The sequence below is a fragment of the Streptomyces sp. NPDC059142 genome (genome assembly GCF_042755665.1).
Lineage (GTDB): Bacteria > Actinomycetota > Actinomycetes > Streptomycetales > Streptomycetaceae > Streptomyces.
The window spans coordinates 1-19019 of the sequence record NZ_JBHZDA010000063.1 but is presented as its reverse complement, the minus strand read 5'-3'; the positions used below and the strand labels follow the sequence as shown (position 1 = coordinate 19019).

Annotated in this window: 11 protein-coding genes; 2 read left to right on the top strand and 9 right to left on the bottom strand. The window is 70.5% G+C overall.

Annotation, left to right across the window (positions count from 1 at the left end; all coding sequences use genetic code 11):
- Window positions 1-136 precede the first annotated feature (136 nt).
- Window positions 137-895 carry an Fpg/Nei family DNA glycosylase gene (locus tag ACFXPK_RS21990; protein WP_384995358.1) on the top strand — a complete coding sequence of 253 codons (759 nt, stop codon included), beginning with the start codon at window positions 137-139 and terminating at the stop codon, window positions 893-895.
- A 393-nt stretch (window positions 896-1288) separates the two neighbouring features.
- Here ACFXPK_RS21990 and ACFXPK_RS21985 read toward each other — a convergent pair whose 3' ends face one another.
- From ACFXPK_RS21985 to ACFXPK_RS21945, 9 genes are all read right to left on the bottom strand, one after another.
- Window positions 1289-1759, bottom strand: coding sequence for a Dps family protein (locus tag ACFXPK_RS21985; RefSeq protein WP_384995355.1), 471 nt, complete (start codon window positions 1757-1759; stop codon window positions 1289-1291).
- A gap of 264 nt (window positions 1760-2023) precedes the next feature.
- The gene (locus tag ACFXPK_RS21980) at window positions 2024-2398 is read right to left on the bottom strand and encodes a helix-turn-helix transcriptional regulator (protein WP_329822570.1); all 375 of its coding nucleotides are present in this window, start codon (window positions 2396-2398) and stop codon (window positions 2024-2026) included.
- Window positions 2399-2507: 109 nt separating this feature from the next.
- Window positions 2508-3041, bottom strand: coding sequence for a CinA family protein (locus ACFXPK_RS21975; RefSeq protein WP_384995353.1), 534 nt, complete (start codon window positions 3039-3041; stop codon window positions 2508-2510).
- Window positions 3038-3706, bottom strand: coding sequence for a CDP-diacylglycerol--glycerol-3-phosphate 3-phosphatidyltransferase (gene pgsA / locus ACFXPK_RS21970; protein ID WP_384995350.1), 669 nt, complete (start codon window positions 3704-3706; stop codon window positions 3038-3040). The genes ACFXPK_RS21975 and pgsA overlap by 4 nt, the downstream gene beginning before the upstream one ends.
- Window positions 3703-5220: a 30S ribosomal protein S12 methylthiotransferase RimO gene (gene rimO, locus ACFXPK_RS21965; protein WP_385077851.1), complete on the bottom strand. Its 1518-nt coding sequence runs from the start codon at window positions 5218-5220 to the stop codon at window positions 3703-3705. Before rimO ends, pgsA begins: the two co-directional genes overlap by 4 nt.
- A 49-nt stretch (window positions 5221-5269) precedes the next feature.
- Window positions 5270-6022, bottom strand: coding sequence for a helix-turn-helix domain-containing protein (locus ACFXPK_RS21960; protein ID WP_385003523.1), 753 nt, complete (start codon window positions 6020-6022; stop codon window positions 5270-5272).
- A gap of 426 nt (window positions 6023-6448) precedes the next feature.
- The gene (locus ACFXPK_RS21955) at window positions 6449-9286 is read right to left on the bottom strand and encodes a DNA translocase FtsK (protein WP_385077849.1); all 2838 of its coding nucleotides are present in this window, start codon (window positions 9284-9286) and stop codon (window positions 6449-6451) included.
- A 111-nt stretch (window positions 9287-9397) separates the two neighbouring features.
- Window positions 9398-10066, bottom strand: a complete 669-nt coding sequence (locus ACFXPK_RS21950; RefSeq protein WP_329822575.1) for a response regulator — start codon at window positions 10064-10066, stop codon at window positions 9398-9400.
- Between the two features lie 277 nt (window positions 10067-10343).
- A complete protein-coding gene (locus ACFXPK_RS21945; protein ID WP_385003517.1) occupies window positions 10344-15905 on the bottom strand; it encodes a HAMP domain-containing protein in 5562 nt (1853 codons plus the stop codon).
- 389 nt (window positions 15906-16294) lie between these two features.
- On the opposite strand from ACFXPK_RS21945, the gene ACFXPK_RS21940 reads away from it, so the two are divergent.
- The gene (locus tag ACFXPK_RS21940; RefSeq protein WP_385077845.1) at window positions 16295-18919 is read left to right on the top strand and encodes a SpoIIE family protein phosphatase; all 2625 of its coding nucleotides are present in this window, start codon (window positions 16295-16297) and stop codon (window positions 18917-18919) included.
- The last annotated feature ends 100 nt before the right edge of the window (window positions 18920-19019 follow it).

Below are 19019 nucleotides of genomic sequence, written 5' to 3'. Positions count from 1 at the left end.
GGCCTGGCCCCCCTCGGGCCGGGGTGGGCCCGCCGCGCCAGGGGCCCGCCCGAGGGCCGTCCCGTGAACGCCCCCGGTCCAGCCGCCCGCTCCGTCCACCCGGCCCGTCCCCGCCCCGTCGCGCATCATGGGAGACATGCCCGAAGGAGACACCGTCTGGCAGACCGCCCGGCGCCTGCACACCGCCCTCGCCGGGCACCCGCTGACCCGCTCCGACCTGCGGGTCCCCCGGTACGCGACCGCCGATCTCACCGGCAGGACCGTCCTGGACGTCACACCGCGCGGCAAACACCTGCTCACCCGGATCGAGGGCGGACTCACCCTCCACTCGCATCTGCGGATGGACGGCGCGTGGAAGATCTACGCCCCGGGCGAGCGCTGGCGCGGCGGCCCCGCGCATCAGATCCGGGCGATCCTCGGCACCGCCGAGCGCACCGCCGTCGGCTACCGGCTGCCCGTACTGGAACTCCTCCGCACCGGCGACGAGGAGCGCGTGGTGGGCCACCTCGGCCCCGATCTGCTCGGCCCCGACTGGGACCCCGCACTCGCCCTGCGACGGCTGCTCGCCGACCCCGGCCGTCCCGTCGGGGAGGCGCTGCTCGACCAGCGCAACCTCGCCGGGGTCGGCAACATCTTCAAGTCCGAGACCTGCTTCCTGGTCCGCGCGACCCCCTGGCTTCCGGTCGGCGAACTCCCCTCCCCCGAACGCCTGGTGACGGCCGCCAAGAAACTGCTGGAGGCCAACCGCGAGCGCCCCGGCCACCGCCGGGAACTACGCGTCTACGGCCGCGCCCACCGCCCCTGCCCCCGCTGCGGCACCCCGATCCGTACGGCCGACCAGGACGGGCGCCCCGTCTACTGGTGCCCCCGCTGCCAGTCGGGCCCCACCCCCTGACCGCCGGGCCCCGCATCCTGACCGCTCGGCCCCGACCCCCGACCGCCGGGCCCCGACCCCTGACCTCGGCGTCCCCGGCCCGGCTTCCCCCGTGACGCGGCGGCGTGCACCGGCAGCAGGCTCAGCCCCCAGCCGCCCGCCGCCACCGTGCCCTCCACGGCACCGGTGTGCTCCGGCACCAGCAACAGCCGCAGCACCGCCCACCACCACGCTCCGCCGACGACAAGGGCGCAGCCGAGTGCACAGGCGACGGCACAAGCGGGAGGAAGGATCCATCGCCCCACCATGGCTGCCTCCTCCGGCCGGCGACCGTCGACGCCGACCGACGCTAGACCCGCGCCATCACCGGTGGGGAGGGCGCATCGGACGCACACCCACGGCGTGCGCCGCGCGCTACGCGCTCTCCGCCTGGAACATCCACGCGTGCTTCTCCAGGTCAGCCGTGACCTGGATCAGGATGTCCTGCGTCACCGGATCCGGTTTGTCCGTCGCCGCGACGCGCTCGCGCATCCGCGTGACCACCGCGCCAAGAGCGTCCACCAGCGTCTGTACCGCGTCCCCGTCCTTGATCCAGCCGTTGGGGACCGGGCCGATCGCGCTGGTCCCCGCCACGGTCGCGGCCCGGCCGTCGGGGGTCACACCGATCGCCGAAGCCCGCTCCGCGACCGTGTCCGAGTGCTGCCGCGCCGTGGTCACCACTTCGTCGAGCTGAAGGTGTACGGAGCGGAAGCGTGGCCCGACGATGTTCCAGTGCACCTGCTTGGCGACGAGCGAGAGATCCACCAGATCCACGAGCGCGCCCTGCAGCGCCTCGCCGACCAGCTTCAGGTCCTCCTCGGACAGGGAACTCTTCACGACAGACATACGGGCCCTCCAGTGTTCCGTCGACTCCACCGGCCCGACCGGACGCACCGGCCTCTTCCGGTTTCCTGTCCACCATGACACAGGAGGGACAAAACGGTCATTCGGGCCATGAGGGGCCCCTACGCCCGGAGGCGCGCCCTCGGCCGGACATGCCGAAGCCCCGGAGACACCGGACCCCCGGAGACGCCGAAGCCCCGGACATGCCGGAGCCCCGGCCGGTATCGCTACCGACCGGGGCCCGGTCACAGCCTCACATCCGCACCCTCAGGCGGCGACGACGTCCGCGGGTGCCTTGATCGTCACCCGCTCCGTCGGCACTCCGGCCACCGACGTCACAGAGACGGAGTTGAGCATGGGTCGTACTGGCGCGGGCACCGGCTCGTTCGCCGCCGCCGACGCGGCCAGCTCCGCCAACGACAGTTCGTCGCTCACTTCGCGCATGAGCTCGGACATCCGTACGTCAAGCGCGTCGCAGATCGCGGAGAGCAGCTCGGAGGAAGCCTCCTTCTGCCCCCGCTCAACCTCGGAGAGATAGCCGAGCGAGACTCGGGCGGACGAGGAGACTTCGCGCAGAGTACGGCCCTGGCGCTGGCGCTGCCGACGCAGCACGTCACCCAGCAGGCGACGGAGCAGAATCATCGGTGGCTCCCTCCTCGGACCGCGTAGCCGCATCCTTCACGCCCCACCGTACCGCCTTGCGCGGCGGCCGTGCGGGGAGCGATGTCGTGTTCACTCAGGGCTGTAAACATCAAATCCCCCCGTTCTCTTCCGTATCCTGTGTCCGCCCGTTCCCGGAGAGTTCGCCGAGGAGCAGTCCCAGTACGCTCCGTACACTCTCTTTACGGATGTCCGCCCGGTCGCCGTTCAACCGCAGCGCGGCCACTTTCCCCGCGCCTTCCGGTCCCGCGACCGCCACGTACACCGTGCCGACCGGCTGTCCGTCCTGCGGATCGGGGCCCGCGACCCCCGTGGTCGCGACGCCCCAGTCGGCGCCCAGCGCCCGCCGTACCCCGGCCGCCATCTGCCGCGCGACCTCGGGGTCCACGGCGCCCCGCTCGTCGAGGAGGGCCCCGTCCACGCCCAGGACGTCCCGCTTGAGATCCGTCGCGTAGGCCGTCACGGCCCCGCGGAAGGCCCGGGAGGCGCCGGGGACCCCGGTCAGCTCCGCGGCCACCAGGCCGCCGGTCAGGGACTCCGCGACCGCCAGCGTGCCGCCCCGGCCGGCCAGCAGCTCCAGCACCCGCGCGGCACGGGCCCCCGCCCCGGTCGCCGTCCCGCTCACCGAGCGGACTCCTCCTCGGCGCGCTCCGCGGCCAGCCCCTGACGTCGCAGGACGACCGCCTGACGCACGTAGTCGAGCCCCGTGAGCACCGTCAGGACGACCGCCGCCGCCATCACCCAGAACCGCAACGTGGCCAGCGGCCCGGTCAGCGCGAGGACGTACATCCCCACGGCGACCCCCTGCGTCAGGGTCTTCAGCTTGCCGCCGCGGCTGGCCGGGATCACCCCGTGTCTGATCACCCAGAACCGCATCAGCGTGATCCCCAGCTCGCGGAAGAGGATGACGCCCGTCACCCACCAGGGCAGATCCCCGAGCGCGGAGAGGCAGAGCAGCGCCGCGCCCATGATCGCCTTGTCCGCTATCGGATCGGCGATCTTGCCGAAGTCGGTGACCAGGTTGTACCTACGGGCCAGGTGGCCGTCGAAGATGTCCGTGATCATCGCGACGGCGAAGGCCGCCCACGCCCAGGCACGCCAGACGGGGTCGTAACCGCCGTCCTGGAGCAGCAGGTACACGAAGCAGGGCACGAGGACCAGCCGCACCATGGTGAGGATGTTGGCGATGTTCCACAGACTGGCCTGATTGACCACCACCGCCGCCAGCTTGGCGCCGGGCGCCGGCTTCGCGCCGGTACCGCCCGCCGCGGACGCCGGGACTCCGGTCATCTGGCCGCCTCCTCACCCGGGATCCGGGGGTCGTCCCCCGGAAGCTCGTAGCACTCGGCGACCAGGTCCACGCCTTCGGTCCCGACCACCTTCGCCTCGACCATACGGCCGGGGCGCAGCCCCTCGCGCGAGGTGAAGATCACCTGGCCGTCCGTCTCGGGGGCCTGGTGGGCCGCGCGGCCCACGGCCGGCTCGTCCGCGTCGCCCGAGGCGTCGACCGTTTCGACGAGGACCTGGAGGCTCTCGCCGAGCCGCTCCTCGGCCCGCTGGGCGGTCAGCTCCTCGGCCAGCCGGGAGAGGTGGGCCAGCCGCTCGGCGACGACGTCCGCGTCCAGCTTGTCGGCGTAGCCGGCGGCCTCGGTGCCGTCCTCGTCCGAGTAGCCGAAGACTCCGATGGCGTCGAGGCGGGCGCCGGTGAGGAAGCGTTCCAGCTCCGCGAAGTCCGCCTCGCTCTCACCGGGGAAGCCCACGATGAAGTTGGAGCGCACCCCGGCCTGCGGCGCCTTGCCACGGATGGTCTCCAGCAGCTCCAGGAAGCGGTCGGTGTCCCCGAAGCGCCGCATGGCGCGCAGCACGCCGGGGGCGGAGTGCTGGAAGGACAGGTCGAAGTAGGGGGCGACCTTGGGCGTCGAGGTGAGGACGTCGATCAGTCCGGGGCGCATCTCGGCGGGCTGGAGGTAGCTGACCCGTACCCGCTCGATGCCGTCGACGGCCGCCAGCTCCGGCAGCAGGGTCTCCAGCAGCCGGATGTCGCCGAGGTCCTTGCCGTACGAGGTGTTGTTCTCGGAGACCAGCATGACCTCCTTGACGCCCTGCTCGGCCAGCCAGCGCGTCTCGCCGAGCACGTCGGAGGGGCGGCGCGAGATGAAGGAGCCGCGGAACGACGGGATGGCGCAGAAGGAGCAGCGGCGGTCGCAGCCGGAGGCGAGCTTGACGGAGGCGACGGGGCTGGTGTCGAGGCGCCTGCGCAGGGGCGCCCGCGGCCCGGAGGCCGGCGCGATCCCCTCGGGCAGGTCCTCGGGGGCCGGCGCGATCTCGTCCTGGCCCTGTGCGTGGCCGGGGAGCGCGACGTCGGCGCCCTGGCGCTCGACAGGACTGAGGGGCAGCAGCTTGCGGCGGTCGCGGGGGGTGTGGGAGGCGTGGATGCCGCCGTTGAGGATGGTCTGGAGCCGGTCGGAGATGTCGGCGTAGTCGTCGAAGCCGAGGACTCCGTCCGCCTCGGGCAGGGCCTCGGCGAGTTCCTTGCCATACCGCTCGGCCATGCAGCCGACGGCGACGACGGCCTGGGTTCTGCCTTGATCCTTCAGATCATTGGCTTCCAGCAGGGCGTCGACGGAGTCCTTCTTGGCGGCCTCGACGAATCCACAGGTGTTGACGACGGCGACATCCGCCCCTGAGGCGTCCTGGACGAGCTCCCAGCCATCCGCTGCCAAGCGGCCTGCGAGCTCCTCCGAGTCCACCTCGTTACGGGCGCAGCCAAGAGTGACAAGGGCGACGGTACGGCGTTCGGGCATGGGCTCAAGACTACTTTGTCCCGGCCCCGCCCTTACCGTGCAGGGTTGGTCAGCCGACCTCGGGGTCACCCTGCGTGTACGAGAGCCGCTCGACCTGGCCCGGCTCGAACTCGTCCGCGACCTTCTTACCGTTCACGAACAGCTCGATGGCACCGGCGTTGCCGAGGATCAGATCGATCTGCTCGTCGTCCTGGAAGGTCTTGGAATCACCCTTGAGAAGGATTCCGTCGAAAAGGAGTTTGCCGTTGTGCGCCTTGGCGGAGATCCAGCTCTTGTCGTCTATGGCCGACAGCTTCACCGTCACCTTGTCGCGGGGCGCGGCGGCGATGGCGCTCTCGGAGGACTCCGGCTTGGGGTTGGGCTTCTTGCTGGGGGCGGGCTTGGTGCCGGACGTGGGGCCCTCGGCGACCTCTTCGCTCTTCGCGTCCTTGTCGGTGCTGTCGAGCGCCGTGAAGCCGACGAATCCGATCACCGCGACGATCGCGGCGACCATGGCGGCGGTCCAGTTGGGGCGGCGGCGCTCCGGACGGATCCGCTCCGCCTCGAACATCGGCGCCGCGGGCGTCGGCGCGGGGCGTCCGCCGCGCTCGGCGTCGAACTGTTCGACGAGGGGTTCGGGGTCGAGCCCGACCGCGCGCGCGAGCATACGGATGTGACCGCGGGCGTACACGTCACCGCCGCAGCGCGAGAAGTCGTCCTCCTCGATCGCGTGCACGATGGGCACGCGCACCCGGGTGGAGCCGCTCAGCTCCTCGACCGTGCGGTGCGCGGCGATACGGGCCTGCTGGAGCGTCCGGCCGATCGAAGGCCGTTGTTCCTCAGGGGAGTTGGCGTCGGGAGCACCGGGATCGGGGGCGCGGTCCTCGGGGGCGTGGGCGTCGGGGGACTTGCCGTCGGAAGAGTTGCCGATGGACACGGGGGCGCCTTTCGAGCGTGTAGCCACCTGCTGGACACTCAGTCTAGGGGTGGTACGAAAGGGTGGGGCAACCGGGCGGATGCACTTTGTACGCCATCGGAAGGGCCGGATGGCGTGCGAGAGGAACATCATGCCTTTCCCCTCTCCAACTTGACGTACGCGCAAGGGAAACGGTTGCCCTTCGGCTTCCCTCGAAATCAGATTGAAATCCCGGCGCGTCCGGGTGAGCCCCGGCGCGTCCGGAGCAACCGGTCAGCTCGTCGTACAGGAAGGGACGGAACGGGAAGGGACGGAACGGGACCCCGCGCGGGTCTACGGAGCCGACTCGCCGCGGATGATCGCGAGGACCCCGTCCAGTTCGTCCGCCTTGACCAGGACGTCGCGGGCCTTGGAGCCCTCGCTGGGACCGACGATGTTCCGCGACTCCATCAGGTCCATCAGCCGGCCGGCCTTGGCGAAGCCGACGCGCAGCTTGCGCTGGAGCATCGAGGTCGAGCCGAACTGGGTGGAGACGACCAGTTCGACCGCCTGGCACAGCAGGTCGAGATCGTCGCCGATGTCCTCGTCGATGTCCTTCTTCTTCTGCGTCCCGACCACGACGTCGTCCCGGAAGACGGGGGCCATCTGGTCCTTGCAGTGGCGGACGACGGCCTGGATCTCCTCCTCGGTGACGAAGGCGCCCTGCATACGGGTCGGCTTGTTCGCCCCCATCGGGAGGAAGAGCCCGTCGCCCTTGCCGATCAGCTTCTCGGCGCCCGGCTGGTCGAGGATGACCCGGCTGTCCGCCAGCGAGGAGGTCGCGAACGCGAGCCGCGAGGGCACGTTCGCCTTGATCAGCCCGGTGACGACATCGACCGAGGGCCGCTGGGTGGCGAGCACGAGGTGGATGCCGGCGGCGCGGGCGAGCTGGGTGATCCGGACGATGGCGTCCTCGACGTCGCGCGGCGCGACCATCATCAGGTCGGCCAGCTCGTCCACGATGACCAGCAGATACGGGTACGGCGACAGCTCGCGCTCGCTGCCCTCGGGCGCCTTGACGTTTCCCTCGCGCACCGCCTTGTTGAAGTCGTCGATGTGCCGGAAGCCGAAGGCGGCGAGGTCGTCGTAGCGCAGGTCCATCTCGCGCACGACCCACTGGAGCGCCTCGGCGGCCCGCTTGGGGTTGGTGATGATCGGGGTGATCAGGTGCGGGATGCCCTCGTACGCGGTCAGCTCGACCCGCTTGGGGTCGACGAGGACCATCCGGACGTCCTCCGGGGTCGCCCGCACCATCACCGAGGTGATCAGGCAGTTGATGCAGGACGATTTGCCCGAGCCGGTGGCGCCCGCGACGAGGAGGTGCGGCATCTTCGCCAGGTTGGCCATCTCGTAGCCGCCCTCGACGTCCTTGCCGAGCGCGACGAGCATCGGGTGGTCGTCCTCGGCAGCGGCCGCGAGGCGCAGGACGTCGCCGAGGTTGACCATCTCGCGGTCGGTGTTCGGGATCTCGATGCCGACGGCGGACTTGCCGGGGATCGGCGAGATGATCCGCACGTCGGGGCTGGCCACGGCGTACGCGATGTTCTTCGTGAGCGCGGTGATCCGCTCGACCTTGACGGCCGGGCCCAGCTCGACCTCGTACCGGGTGACCGTCGGGCCCCGGGTGAAACCGGTGACGGCCGCGTCGACCTTGAACTCCTGGAAGACGGTGGTGAGCGAGGCCACGACGGCGTCGTTGGCGGCACTGCGCGTCTTGCCGGGGCCGCCGCGCTCCAGCAGGTCCAGCGAGGGCAGCGAGTACGTGATGTCGCCGCGGAGCTGAAGCTGCTCGGCGCGCGGCGGGAGCGGCCTGTCCAGCTCGGGCGCGGGCTTGGTCAGGTCGGCGACGGCCGCCACACCGGGCGTGCGCCTCCCGGCCTCGCGCGCCGGCGGTACGGATACGGGGCTCTCCTCCGCGGCGTCCGCCCGCTCCCCGGGGCGTGCCGAGGGTTCGTCCGTACGCTCCCCCGGGCGGCGCTTGCGGTCCACGGAGACGCCCTGGGTGAGGTCCGCGACGATCGGCGAGGGCGGCATCCCGTTGAGCACCGCGCCGTCCAGCGCGGCGGCCGCGGCGGCGGCCACGTCCACGGCGTCCATCCGCCGGTCCGCCGCGGGCTGTACGGAGGGCCTGCGCGGCCTGCGCCGCTTGGAGAGCGCCTCCGCCTCGGCCTGGTCGGGGTCGTACTCCCCGGCCGGGCCCCGGCGCCCGGTGGAGCGCCGCCGGCCGGAGGGCAGCGCCTCGCGCCACTGTTCGTCGTACCGCTCGTCGTCGCCGGGGTGGCCCTCGTACGCGCGGTCGAAGGGCTCCCCCTCGTCGTCCGGTTCGACGATGCCCAGCTTGATCCCGAGCAGCCGCAGCCGCCGCGGGATCGCGTTGACGGGGGTGGCGGTGACCACCAGCAGCCCGAAGACGGTGACCAGCAGGAGCAGCGGGACGGCCAGGACCTCGCCGGTGGTGAAGATCAGCGGGGTGGCGGAGGCCCAGCCGATCAGACCGCCCGCGTCGTGCATCGCCTCCGTGCCGTCGCTGCGCGCGGGGGAACCGCAGGCGATGTGGACGAGTCCGAGCACCCCGAGGACGAGGGCCGAGAGCCCGATCACGATCCGGCCGTTGGCCTCGGGCTTCTCGGGATAGAGGATCAGCCGTACGGCGATGGCGCCGAGCAGTATCGGTACGAGGAGATCGAGCCGGCCGAAGGCGCCGGTGATCAGCATCTCGACCAGGTCGCCGACGGGGCCGTGGAGGCTGGACCAGGTGCCCGCCGCGACGACCAGCGCCAGGCCGAGCAGGAGCAGCGCCACGCCGTCCTTGCGGTGGGCGGGGTCGAGTCCCTTCGCGCCGCGTCCTATGCCGCGGAGCATCGCGCCGACGCCGTGCGCGGCGCCGAGCCAGACCGTGCGGACGACCCAGAGCACGCCCCCGGTGGGGTTCGGGGCGGGCTTGGGCGCCGGCCTGGCCGCCGCCTTCTTGGCGGGGGCCTTCCTGGCCGGTGCCTTCTTCGCGGGGGCGGTCTTCTTCGCCGCCGTCTTCTTGGCGGGTGCCGCTTTCGCGGGACCGGTCGTACGGCCGGCCCGCGGCTTCGCGGCGCCCGCCGAACCCTGGGAACCATTGCCGGACGTACGTGAGGCCATGGTGGTGAGGTTACCGGTGTGAACGGCCGGGGACACGTGTGCCTTCCCCTTCACCCGTTCGTGTCGCCCGCAACTCCACAGGAAAATGGACCGGCTTCGGCGGTCGGGGCGTCAGTTCTGCGAGGGGAGGGAGGCGGAGCCGCTCCCCGTGCCCGGCTCCAGGGCGTCGAGCGCCCGCCGGAGTCCGGTGAGTTTGCGCTCCAGGTGCGCGGCGGTCGCCACGGCCGAGGCGTCGGCGGCATCGTCGTCGAGCTGCTTCGAGAGGGCTTCCGCCTGCTCCTCAACTGCCGCGAGCCGTGCGGAGAGTTCGGCCAGCAGCCCGGCGGGCTCCCGCGCCTCGCCCGCCCCGGCGAGCTGGAGTCTGAGCAGTTCCGCCTGCTCCTTGAGCTGGCAGTTCTTCATGTACAGCTCGACGAAGACGGAGACCTTGGCGCGGAGCACCCAGGGGTCGAACGGCTTCGAGATGTAGTCCACCGCGCCCGCCGCGTAACCGCGGAAGGTGTGGTGCGGGCCATGGTTGATGGCCGTGAGAAAGATGATGGGGATGTCCCGCGTCCGCTCACGCCGCTTGATGTGGGCGGCGGTCTCGAAACCGTCCATCCCCGGCATCTGGACATCCAGCAGAATGACCGCGAAGTCGTCCGTCAACAGCGCTTTGAGCGCTTCCTCCCCTGACGATGCCCGCACCAGCGTCTGATCGAGCGCGGAGAGAATGGCCTCCAACGCCAGCAGATTCTCCGGCCGGTCATCGACCAGGAGGATCTTGGCCTTCTGCACCATGGCCGCCCGCCCTCCTCGCCCCGGCATGGGGCGTCCCCTGTCCACCGGCCCCGGAGATGCACCGGGGGCCGTCCGAGGGGACGACTCCCTTACGCCGTCCGTCCTTGTGCCGGTCATGGTAGCCGCACCCCGCCTGTCGCCACACCCTGTCACCGTGATGTCACTGCGCCCGAAGCGGAAACGCGGCGGGAGACCAGAAGGTTCCCCGAATACCAGCGGCTCACACGCCCCCGAACACAGCCGGTCGGCGCGACGTACCGATTCGCTCGCCTCTCGCTCACTCCCCGCGCATCCACTGCTCCATCACGGACAGCAAGTGATCGGGATCGACCGGCTTGGTGACATAGTCGGAAGCTCCGGAGTCGATGGCCTTCTCCCGGTCGCCCTTCATGGCCTTCGCGGTGAGCGCGATGATGGGCAGACCGGCGAACTGCGGCATCCTGCGGATCGCCGTCGTCGTCGCGTACCCATCCATCTCCGGCATCATGATGTCCATCAGAACGACCGTCACATCGTCGTGCTGCTCCAGCACCTCGATGCCTTCCCGGCCGTTCTCCGCGTACAGCACCGACAAGCCGTGCTGCTCCAGCACGCTCGTCAGGGCGAAGACATTGCGGATGTCGTCGTCGACGATGAGCACCTTCTCGCCGGAGAAGGAGAACGTACGGCTCTCCGCGGCGGCCTCCGAGGGCTCCTGACGCCCCGTGGGAGCCGCACTCGCCCCCCAGAACTCCCGCTGCCCCGAGGGAGCCCCACCGGACCGGGCCGGCCCGCCGGGTCCCCCAGGCACCCCTCCAGAAGCTTCTGAGGGCCCGCCCACCGTGCCCGCGGCCCCTCCGGGCCGCGCCGAACCGCCCTCCGCCGCCTCCGCGTTCTTCCTGCGGCGCCGGAAGAGCGCCGCGGGACCGGGCAGCTCGGCCGGGGTCGACGCCTCCAGCCGCGCCCGCGCCGGCGACTCCCCCGAACCGTCGTTCGCCAGCGGCGGCAGTTGCTGCATCCCCGCCGGGGTGAGCTGCGGATAGCCCTGGGGAGGCAGCTCGCTCGGGTGGAGCGGCAGGTACAGCGTGAAGGTGGAGCCACGGCCCGGCTCGCTCGCCGCGTGGATCTCACCGCCCAGCAGCCGCGCGATCTCCCGGCTGATGGAGAGCCCGAGCCCCGTACCGCCGTACTTCCTGCTCGTCGTACCGTCCGCCTGCTTGAACGCCTCGAAGATCACCCGCATCTTGCTCGACGCGATCCCGATCCCCGTGTCCGTCACCGAGAAGGCGATCAGATCGCCGTCCACGTCACGTAGCGAACCCGCCTCCAGCAACTGCTCCCTGATGGCGTCCGGAACGTCGGAGCCCGCCGGCCTGATCACCAGCTCCACGGCCCCGCCGTCGGTGAACTTCACCGCGTTGGACAGCAGGTTGCGCAGCACCTGCAACAGCCGCTGCTCGTCGGTGTGCAGCGTCGCCGGCAGCTCCGGCGACACCCGTACGGAGAAGTCGAGCCCCTTCTCCGCGGTCAGCGGCCGGAACGTCGCCTCCACGTAGTCGACGAGCTGCACCAGCGCGATACGGGTCGGACTCACGTCCATCTTGCCCGCCTCGACCTTCGACAGGTCCAGGATGTCGTTGATGAGCTGGAGCAGGTCGGAGCCCGCCCCGTGGATCGTCTCGGCGAACTCCACCTGCTTCGGCGAGAGGTTCGACTCCGCGTTGTCCGCCAGCAGCTTGGCGAGGATCAGCAGCGAGTTCAGCGGCGTACGCAGCTCGTGCGACATGTTCGCCAGGAACTCCGACTTGTAGCGCATGGAGACCGCGAGCTGCTCGGCCCGCTCCTCCAGCACCTGCCGTGCCTCCTCGATCTCGGTGTTCTTCACCTCGATGTCGCGGTTCTGCTGCGCCAGCAGCTCCGCCTTGTCCTCCAGCTCCGCGTTGGACTCCTGAAGGGCCTTCTGCCGGTTCTCCAGCTCCGCCGAGCGCTCCCTGAGCTGCTCGGTCAGCTCCTGCGACTGCTTCAGCAGCACCTCGGTCTTCGAGTTCACGCTGATCGTGTTGACGCTCGTCGCGATCATCTCGGCGATCTGGTTGAGGAAGTCGCGCTGGATCTGCGTGAACGGCTGGAACGACGCCAGCTCGATCACCCCGAGCACCTTCCCCTCGAAGAGCACCGGCAGCACGATCACATGCGCCGGGGACGCCTCACCCAGCCCGGAAGAGATCTTCAGATAACCCGGCGGCACATTGACCTGGATGGTCCGCTTCTCCTCCGCCGCCGTCCCGATCAGGGTCTCGCCGGGGCGGAACGCGGTGGGCATCGAACCCGCCGAGTAGCCGTAACTGCCGCGCATGCACAGCTCGTACGAACCGTCACGCCCCACGTCCGTGCCGAGCTGCGGCACCGTTCCCGTCTGCATCGCCAGGAAGAACGCGCCGTGCTGCGCCGAGACGACCGGGGTCAGCTCGCTCATGATGAGCGACGCCACGTCGTCGAGATCGCGGCGGCCCTGCATCAGCCCGGAGATCCGGGCCAGGTTGCCCTTCAGCCAGTCCTGCTCCTCGTTGGCGAGGGTGGTGTCCCGCAGATTGGCGATCATCGTATTGATGTTGTCCTGGAGGACCTGGATCTCGCCCGCCGCGTCCACATCGATCTTGAGGTTCAGATCTCCGCGCGTCACCGCGGTGGCGACGGCGGCGATCGCCCGCACCTGGCGGGTCAGATTGCCGGCCATCTCGTTGACCGACTCCGTCAGGTCGCGCCAGGTGCCGTCGACGTCCCGTACCCGTGCCTGACCGCCGAGCTGACCGTCCGTACCCACCTCACGGGCGACCCGGGTCACCTCCTGCGCGAAGGACGAGAGCTGGTCGACCATGGTGTTGATGGTGTTCTTCAGCTCCTGGATCTCACCGCGCGCGTCGATGTCGATCTTCTTGGTGAGATCGCCCTTCGCGATGGCGGTGGTGACCGTGGCGATCTGGCGCACCTGGCCCGTCAGGTTCGACGCCATCGAGTTCACCGACTCGGTGAGGTCCTTCCAGGTGCCCGAGACGCCGGGAACCCGGGCCTGACCGCCCAGTTCGCCCTCGGTACCCACCTCGCGCGCCACTCGCGTGACCTCGTCGGCGAAGGATGACAGCGTCGTCACCATCGTGTTGACGGTGTCGGCCAGCTCCGCGACCTCGCCGCGCGCCTCCACCGTCACCTTCTTGGTCAGATCGCCGTTGGCGACCGCCGACGAGACCCGCGAGATGTTCCGCACCTGACTGGTCAGGTTGTTGGCCATGGTGTTGACGTTGTCGCTGAGGTCCTTCCAGATCCCGGTGACCCCACGGACCCGGGCCTGACCACCGAGGATGCCCTCCGTACCCACCTCACGGGCGACACGCGTCACCTCGTCCGCGAAGTTCAGGAGCTGGTCGACCATCGTGTTGACCGTCGTCACCAGATCGAGGATCTCGCCCCGCGCGTCGACCGTGATCTTCTTCGACAGATCGCCCTTGGCGACCGCCGTCGTCACCTCGGCGATGTTGCGCACCTGGGAAGTGAGGTTGTTCGCCATGAAGTTGACGGACTGGGTGAGGTCCTTCCACGTACCGGACACCCCCTGGACCTCGGCCTGACCGCCCAGGATCCCCTCCGTGCCCACCTCGCGGGCGACCCGTGTGACCTGCTCGGCGAAGTTGGAGAGCTGGTCCACCATCGTGTTGAGGGTGTTCTTCAGCTCCAGGATCTCGCCGCGCGCGTCCACGTCGATCTTCTGCGACAGGTCACCGCGCGCCACCGCCGTGGCGACGCCCGCGATGTTACGGACCTGCGCCGTCAGGTTCCCCGCCATGCCGTTCACGGAGTCCGTCAGATCCCGCCAGACCCCGGCCACACCGGGCACCTGCGCCTGACCGCCCAGCCGGCCGTCCGTACCCACCTCACGCGCGACCCTGGTCACCTGGTCGGCGAAGGCGGAGAGCTGGTCGACCATCGTGTTGATCGTGTTCTTCAGCTCCAGGATCTCGCCCCGGGCGTCCACATCGATCTTCTGCGACAGGTCGCCCCGCGCCACCGCCGTGGTCACCTGGGCGATCTGCCTCACCTGATCGGTCAGATTCCCGGCCATCGAGTTGACGGAGTCGGTCAGCTCCTTCCACGTACCGCTGACGCCGTCCACCCGCGCCTGGCCGCCGAGCCGCCCCTCCGTACCCACGTCGCGCGCCATGACCGTGACCTGGTCGGCGAACGAGGAGAGCTGCGCCACCATCGTGTTGACGGTGTTCTTCAGCTCCAGCATCTCGCCGGCCACGTTGACCGTGACCTTCTGCGTCAGGTCCCCGTTGGCGACCGCCGTCGTCACCTGTGCGATGTCCCTCACCTGGCCGGTGAGGTTACGGAACGCCGTGTTGACGGAGTCCGTGAGGTCCTTCCACGTACCCGCCGCGCCCGGCACCTCGGCCTGGCCGCCGAGCCGGCCCTCGACGCCGACCTCCCGCGCGACGCGCGTCACCTCGGAGCCGAACGACTTCAGCTGCCCCACCATCGTGTTGACGGTGTTCTTCAACTCCAGCATCTCGCCCGCGACATCCACGGTGACCTTCTGGGACAGATCGCCGTTCGCGACCGCCGTCGTCACCTGCGCGATGTCCCTCACCTGGGTGGTCAGGTTGCGGAAGACCGTGTTGACGGAGTCCGTCAGGTCCTTCCACGTACCCGCCGCGCCCGGCACCTGCGCCTGCCCGCCCAGCAGACCCTCGGCGCCGACCTCGCTCGCCACCCGGGTCACCTCGTCCGCGAACGTACGGAGCGTCTCGGTCATCTGGTTGATCGTCTCGGCGAGCTGGGCCACCTCGCCGCGCGCGCTCACCGTGACCTTCTGGGACAGGTCCCCGCTGGCGACGGCGGTGGTGACCTCGGCGATGCCCCGCACCTGGTTGGTCAGGTTCCCGGCCATCGTGTTCACCGAATCGGTGAGGTCCTTCCACACCCCGGCCACCCCGGGCACGGTCGCCTGACCGCCCAGCTCCCCCTCCGTACCGACCTCCCGGGCCACCCGGGTGACCTCGGAGGAGAACGAGGAGAGCTGGTCCACCATCGTGTTGACGGTGTTCTTGAGCTGAAGCATCTCGCCGGCCACGTGGACCGTCACCTTGCGCGACAGATCACCCTTGGCCACCGCCGTGGTGACCAGCGCGATGTCCCGTACCTGGGCGGTCAGCCGGTACGCCATCGTGTTGACCGAGTCCGTCAGGTCCTTCCAGGAACCCGACATGCCGCGCACCTTGGCCTGACCGCCGAGCTTGCCCTCGGTCCCGACCTCCAGCGCTACCCGCGTCACCTCGTCGGTGAACGCGGAGAGCTGGTCGACCAGGTTGTTGACGGTACGGGCCACCTTCAGGAACTCACCGCGCAGCGGACGCTCCGCGCCCTCCACGGAGTGGGAGCGCAGATCCATCCGCTGCTCCAGGTCGCCCTCGGCGACCGCGGAGAGCACCCGGCCCACCTCGGAGACCGGCCGGGCCAGATCGTCCACCAGCGCGTTCGACGCGTCGATCGCGGCGGCCCAGGAGCCCTCACAGGCGCCGGTCTCCAACCGCTCCGTGAGTTTCCCCTCACGCCCGACCATGCGGCGTACGCGGGCCAGCTCCCCGGTCAGATGGATGTTGCGGTCGGCGACCTCGTTGAAGACGGCGGCGATCTCCGCCATCACATCGTCCCCGGAGACCGTCAGGCGTTTACGGAAGTTGCCGTCCCGCATCGACACCAAGGCCGTCAGCAGTCTGTTCAGCTCCGCCGCGTCCACCTCGATGGTCCCGTTACCGCGGGCCCGTCCGCCTTTCGCGCGCGTGCTCGCGCCACGCGCCGCCATGCCAGACTCCACCGTGTCCCTCCCGCAGGGGTTGACCGTACTGCCCGAGCTGTCCCAGAAAGCCTGCCCAGTGTTTCACTGCGGCTCACCGCCGCGAACAACCCTTGGGGCGTTACAGCGCGACCGTCAAATCGTTGAAGCCTACAAGGGCGCGACAGCCCTTGCCGCACAGCCGCCCTCAAGGTCGCTCCAGGCCTCACGGCCACGAACCCCACCGGACAGCCTCCGCCACCCCCTCCGTACCGACGGGTCACACGTGGCCGCCGGACCATAGCAGCTTCACCGAGTCGGGACTCCGTCACACGTGGCACAGGACGACCGTCTAGCCTGGCAAGCGAATCGAAGCGACAAGAAACGGGCACAGGACTCTGGGGAGAGACGAAACACCAATGGGGAGTGCTGTGATCACCGCGCGTGCGGCTGCCACCTTCGATCCGGTAGGGCGGTCCGTCGCGACCGCCCGTGCCTTTGTCCGCGACACGCTCCAGGGGTGGGGTTACTCGGATGTCGTGGACGACGCGGTCGTTCTCACCAGCGAGCTGGTCACCAACGCCGTCATCCACGCCGGCACGTCCGCCGACGTCCTCTGCCTCCGTACGGAGCAGGGCGTCCGCGTCGAGGTCGCCGACCGCTATCCCGAGCGCGAGGTCCCCATCCAGGGCAGCTCGCGCTCCTTCGCCAACGCGGACCAGGAGAACGGCAGGGGACTGCTCCTCTGCGCCGCCCTCGCGTCACGCTGGGGCGTCGAGTACTCACCCACCTTCAAACAGGTGTGGTTCCAGCTCGAACTGCCGCAACGCCCGGTGGGCACCCGCTCGGCGGGCCCCGTACTGCCCACCGACCTGCTCCCCGTCGCCGACGAACGCGTACGGGTCGCCGTCGTCCAGATCGACCGCACGGGCGCCGTCACCAACTGGAACGAGGACGCCGAGCATCTCTTCGGCTACGCGGACGAACAGGTCGTCGGAAAGCCGCTCACGGACATCGCCGCCTGGCCGCACACACCGGGCATCGGCACCGGCGTCGTCGAAGCGCTCCAGCTCTCGCGCTGGGAGGGCAGTTACGGCATCCGGGCCGCGGACGGCCGCGTCGTCCCCGTCTACGCCTCCCACCTCCGGGTCCGCGACACCCACGGGGAGCCCTCCACGGTCTGCCTCCTCGTACGCGACCACGAACGCGCCGTGATCCAGACGCCGCTGCGCACCCCGTCGGCCGAGGTGGGCGCCGAGAGCCGCATCGTGGACCCCTTCGAGGTGTTCATCGGCTCCCCCGCGCCCGACGATCTCGACGGGCTCCTCCAGCGGACGGTGGAGCGCGCCCGCGACATGCTGGACGGCGACTCGGCCTTCCTGCTGCTCGCCACGGACGACGAGACGGAGCTGGAGGTACGGGCCTCCACCGGCCTTCCCTCCGCCCGCCAGCGCTTCGCCCGCGTCCCGGTGGAGGCCGGCGCGGGGCGCTTCGGCTCGGCGCGGATGCCGGCCGTCCACGAGGACCTCGCCGCGGTCCCGGGCGCCGTCCCGCTCCTCAACGGTACGGGGATGCGCTCCGTCGTGACCGTCCCGCTCAAGGTCGAGGGGCGGCTCACCGGCTCGCTGGGCGTCGCCGCGGAGGGCTCGGGGCGCTACACCAACGAAGAGGCCCTGCGTCTCCAGTTCGCAGCCGACCGGATCGCGCTGGCCGTCGAATCGGCCCGCCTGGGCGAGCTGGAGCGGCTGCGGCGCGGTTCGCTCTCCTTCCTCGTCGAGGCGTCGGACCTGCTGGCGGGCACCCTGGACCGGGACCAGACGCTGGCGCTGATGGCCCAGATGACCGTTCCCACGCTCGCCACCTGGTGCGCCGTCTACACGATCGCCGACCAGGCGTCCGACCCGTACCTTTCGTACGTGCTCCACGAGGACGAGGACCGTATCGACGGTCTCAAGGCCCTCCTCTCGAAGATCGCCCCACCGGACCCGGTGCCCACCCCGGGCGCCCGCATCTGGACCGCGCCCGCTGAAGCCGCCCACCAGGCGGCGCTGCGTACGTCCATGCGCGACATGGGCAGAAACAGCCCGCCGCTCTCCCTGGGCATCGGTACGACGCTGGCGACGGCGGCGGCCGTGGGCGGCGAGACCGTCGTACTGCCTCTCGTGGCCCGTAACCGCGTCATCGGCATGCTGACGCTGGGCAAGCCCTCGGACGACCACTTCCGCCAGGAGATCCTGGAGCTCGCGGAGGACCTCTCCCGCCGGGCGGCCCTGGCGCTCGACAACGCCCGCCTCTACTCGGAGCGTACGGCGATCAGCCAGGCCCTTCAGCGCAGCCTGCTGCCGCCGGGCCTCCCGCAGGTTCCCGGCGTCGAGGTGGAGGTCATCTACCGTGCGGCGGGCGAGGGCAACGAGGTCGGGGGCGACTTCTACGACCTGTTCCCCATCCGGGACGGTGCCTACGGCTTCGCCATCGGCGACGTCTGCGGTACGGGCCCCGAGGCGGCGGCCGTGACCGGCCTGGCCCGTCACGCCTTGCGTCTGCTGGCCCGCGAGGGATTCGGCGGCCCCGCGGTGCTGGAGCGGCTGAACGCGGCGATCCTCGACGAGGGCGCCCGGAGCCGCTTCCTGACGCTTCTCTACGGCGAGTTGTGGCCGCAGGAGGACGGCAGCGCGATCCTCAAGGTGGTCTGCGCAGGCCATCCCCTGCCGCTCCGGCTGCGCCAGGACGGCACGGTCGAACCGGCGGCGGAACCGCAACCGCTGCTCGGCGTCATGGAGGACCTGGAGCTGTACGAGCAGATGGTCACCCTGGATCCCGGGGACGTCCTCCTCTGCGTCACCGACGGCGTCACGGAGCGCAGGGAGGGAACGCGGATGCTGGGCGACGACGGCCTCACCGACGTCCTCACGACGTGTACGGGCCTCACGGCGGGCGCGGTCGCCGCACGCGTCCTGCGCGCGGTGGAACGCTTCGCCGCCGAGCCGGCCTCGGACGACATGGCCATTCTCGCAATGCGCGTCCCCGAGCCGCACGCCGGCTAGAGGCCACGAGCCCAGGCAGCAGAAAGGCCCCCGCCGAATGGCGGGGGCCGTTGGTTTGGCGGGGGCCCCATAGGGGATGGTACCGGAGACCGTCTGCGTT